The following is a 236-nucleotide window of genomic DNA, read 5'->3' as shown; positions in this document are numbered from 1 at the left end:
CACTTCGCGGGTCTTGCGCTGGCCGTTCTCGGTGTAGCTCTCGGTGACGTAGTAGTAGTGGCCGGCCTCGGCGCTCCAGCGCGCGGACACATCGGCGTCGAAGGTCCAGTACGGCAGGTACACGCCCTTGAGGGTGTCGGTCAGCGCCGCGGTCTTGAGCCGGTTCGGCGCGAACCAGCGGCTGCCGTACCACTTGCGGATCGCATCGCGCACCTGGCCGTCGCTGATCTTGAACG

General features: G+C 66.9%; 1 protein-coding gene. It reads right to left on the bottom strand.

Going from position 1 to position 236, the window contains the following annotated elements; all coding sequences use genetic code 11:
• The coding region (locus tag HKX41_13505) for a zinc ribbon domain-containing protein (protein NNC25149.1) at positions 1 to 236 on the bottom strand (236 nt) is incomplete at both ends.

The organism is Salifodinibacter halophilus, assembly GCA_012999515.1.
Lineage (GTDB): Bacteria > Pseudomonadota > Gammaproteobacteria > Nevskiales > Salinisphaeraceae > Salifodinibacter > Salifodinibacter halophilus.
Note: the sequence above shows the minus strand (reverse complement) of the source record. Positions and strands in the feature narration are given on the sequence as shown.